The sequence below is a fragment of the Wenyingzhuangia sp. genome, from assembly GCF_039768515.1.
GTDB lineage: Bacteria > Bacteroidota > Bacteroidia > Flavobacteriales > Flavobacteriaceae > Wenyingzhuangia.
Genome location: NZ_JBDNAI010000014.1, coordinates 1 through 3,461, shown reverse-complemented (window position 1 = coordinate 3,461; position 3,461 = coordinate 1). Strand labels below are relative to the sequence as shown.

The 3,461-nt window shown below is 36.6% G+C and carries 4 protein-coding genes; all 4 read right to left on the bottom strand.

From position 1 onward, the window contains the following. On the bottom strand, positions 1–259 hold a 259-nt coding region (locus ABF281_RS01065), incomplete at its 3' end, for an FAD-dependent monooxygenase (RefSeq protein WP_347179849.1). A gap of 7 nt (positions 260–266) precedes the next feature. Continuing rightward, positions 267–1,403 (bottom strand): 3-oxoadipate enol-lactonase, encoded by a 1,137-nt coding sequence (pcaD, locus tag ABF281_RS01060; protein ID WP_347179848.1) that lies wholly within the window; start codon positions 1,401–1,403, stop codon positions 267–269. A gap of 20 nt (positions 1,404–1,423) precedes the next feature. Continuing rightward, positions 1,424–2,407 carry a PDR/VanB family oxidoreductase gene (locus ABF281_RS01055; protein ID WP_347179847.1) on the bottom strand — a complete coding sequence of 328 codons (984 nt, stop codon included), beginning with the start codon at positions 2,405–2,407 and terminating at the stop codon, positions 1,424–1,426. Next, on the bottom strand, positions 2,407–3,461 hold a 1,055-nt coding region (locus tag ABF281_RS01050; RefSeq protein WP_347179846.1), incomplete at its 5' end, for an aromatic ring-hydroxylating dioxygenase subunit alpha. The genes ABF281_RS01050 and ABF281_RS01055, both read right to left, overlap by 1 nt.

The following is a 3,461-nucleotide window of genomic DNA, read 5'->3' as shown; positions in this document are numbered from 1 at the left end:
GCACACGTTCCTCATCAAAACTTAAATACACACCATCATGAACAACCCCTTCCTTTTGAAGTCTTGCATCTAGCCCTAGCTCTTTTAAAATATCCTTAGTATTCTGCTCTACCAATCCCGCACGTACTCGGCCCTCTACATATTTACGTGAGCGTAATTCTAATATTACTGCTGAGATGCCGTGTTTTTTTAACCAATTGGCAAGCACCATTCCGGATGGGCCAGCACCAATAATTCCTATTTGTGCTTTTATTATCATCACAATTTTATTCTTTATAATTTAATGCTAGTTCTTCAAAAACTGCTTCTGCAGCATGCATGGCATCATTGGCTGCTGGTAAACCACAATAGATACCTGATTGAAGAATCACTTCTTTGATTTCTTTAACCGTTACGCCATTATTAAAAGCGGCTTTTACATGCATTTTAAATTCTGCTTTTCTGTTTAGTGGAATCAACATTGAAAGTGTGATCAAGCTTCGGGTGTGTTTAGATAATCCTGGTCGCGTCCAAATCTCTCCCCATGCATAGTTTGAAATAAATTCTTGAAAATCACTATTGAATTCATTCTTATTTTGATTTGCAGCATCTACATGGGTGTTTCCTAAAACGGTACGGCGTACGTGCATCCCCCTGTCCACTGTTTCTTTTCCAACAAGAAAATCAATTAAGGTGTCAGCATATTCCATTGGTAATTCTGTGCTTGGTAAATGCCTAGCAGGGAATACTTTTAGTTTTGCATTTGGAATCTCTTTTTGCAAGCCTTTCGCTTGAACTACATTGGTCACAGTATCTTCATCTCCGGTAATGATGAGTGTTTCCACGGTAATCTTTTTGATTTCTGACCTGAAATCTGCAGCACCTAAGGCACTGCAACAAGCGGTATATCCCAGTGTTTTATTTGCTAAAAAAAGTTCTTTCATTTGAGCTACGCGAGCTGGGTTTATTTTATGATAAAAAGGGGTAAACCATTTTTCCATAGTACTATCTACAATAGCCTGCATTCCCTGTTCGTTGATGGTATTAATGCGTTCATTCCATCGATTTACTGTACCAATTTTAGAATCGGTATTACTTAGGATCAATTTGTGTAATCTATCGGGATGGTGAATACCTAGATACTGACCTATCAGTCCGCCCATAGACAATCCACAGAAATATACTTTATCAATATTTAATTGATCTAAAAGAGATATAACATCTTGACCCAGCCTTTCAATGGTATATGGCCCCTCAGTCAATTCGCTTTGTCCGTGTCCGCGGGTATCGTATTGCAATACTCTAAAATAGGGCAATAAGAGGGGAACTAGTTCGTCCCACATGGTTAGATCGGCTCCCAAAGAATTGGAGAACATCAGTACGGGACTATTTGGGGTTCCTTGAATTTTATAATTAGTTTTCATTTTTATTTTCAGTCTTTATATTAAATGTTGCTTCTGTAAGCGGTGTCAATTACTACGTGTCCGTTAGCAACTCTGCTTACGCAAGCGCACATTTTTGAGTTTTTACTTTTTTCTTCTTCACTAAAAAATAAATCACGGTGGTCTATATCACCAGTGTATTCTATAACATTAACTTGACATAAGCCACATTCCCCTTTTTTGCAATCGTACATGATTTCTAAATCTTCTTCTTCTAAAGCTTGTAATAAGGTTTGGTTTTCGCCTACAACTAATTCTTTATTAAAACGTGGAATTTTTACTTTAAAATTTTGTGGTGCAAATAAGCCAGAAGCTCCAAATGTTTCAAAATGTAAATGTGTATTTTCAAAAGGATTAGCTTCCCAAGCTTTGCGAACACTGTTCATAAGTAATAAGGGGCCGCATAGGTATATGTGTGTCTGGTTATTTGCTAAAGTGTTTAGTTTGTTCATGTCAAAATACCCGCTTTCGTCACTGTAATGTAATTCTAGTCTATCACCTAAAAGTGTTTTTAAATGTTCTATAAAAGGCATTTCTTCTTTGTTTTTACCTAAATATAACATTCGTAAACTGATGTCTTTTCTTGAGCACAATTGCTCTGCCATACCTAATATTGGTGTGATTCCAATACCTCCAGCAATAAGTAAATAATCATTGGCATTGTATTTTAATTCGAAATGATTGGTAGGCTGAGAGATTTTTATTTGATTTCCTTTTTTTAAAGACCACATATAGTTTGATCCACCACGACTAGAGGGTAGACGTTTTACAGCAATAGTGTAAGGCTTTTTTTGTTGATATTGACCTACTAACGAGTAGCTGCGAATTTCTGTAACTCCATTTATTAAAATAGAAACGTCTATATGCGAGCCAACAGTAAAATTTTTAACACCATTTTCTGGAGTTAACTGTATTTTCATGACATTGTTAGCTATTAATTCGGTATTAATAATGGTGGCGTTACCCCAAGTACTTCTATAGCGCATTAGTCTTGATTTTCGTTTTCAATCATTTTGTCTGTAATTCTTCTAGCCCACATGGCACCAGCATCTATATTTAAATTATAAAATTCTCGTGTTGGATTTGTGTTTATAGCTCTCTGTTGTGCTTCAAGAATATCTTCGTCTTGCGCAAATATGGAAGCTACACCATTTTTTAGTTCGGTGGTATTGCTTTGATCTTTAAGATTGTAGTTTCTGCTAAAAGCCCAAAAATAGTAGCAGGTTTGATTGGTTGAAGGTGTAATGGTGTTTAAAACATAACCATTTACACCTTGAGAACGGTCACCCTCTGGAGCACCTGTTCCGGCAATGGCAACCCCAACATCAATATTTACCGTACATGGTGCTTCAAATTTTATAATTTGCCAACGATCAACTAGATCATCATGTTTTATTATTTTATTTAATTGACCATGCCAAAATGGAGGAGGTTTTATACCCTTCATCCAACGAGTTACTGTAGCTGTATGTTCATCATAATGTACATCAAAAGGTGCTTCAGCTACATTTCTATCACCAATACTTCCAGCATGAACAAAAGTCTCATGCGTTAGGTCCATTAAATTATCTACTACTAATCTATAGTTGCATTTAACTTCTATCATTTTTCCATCACCTGCCCATTCTGGATCATTATTCCAATGCATATCTGGGATTTTACTGTTATCTGCAACAGCAGGGTCACCCATCCAAACCCAAATAAAACGATATTTCTCTACAGCAGGATATGAGCGTACGCAAGCAGAAGGATTAATGGTTTCTTGAGAGGGCATATAGGTGCATTGTCCTTCGTTGTTAAATTCTAATCCATGATAACCGCAAACAACTGTGTCTCCTCTTAATTTTCCTTTGGATAACGGAAGTAGACGATGCCAACAAGCATCTTCTAATACTACAGGAGTGCCATCATTTTTACGATAAAGTACTAAGGGTTTATTGCAAATGGTTCTTGGTAATAACTCATGTTTTAATTCTACATCCCACGCTACTGCATACCAAGCATTCATCGGGAAAGATTCATTCATAGTGAATGTTGTGG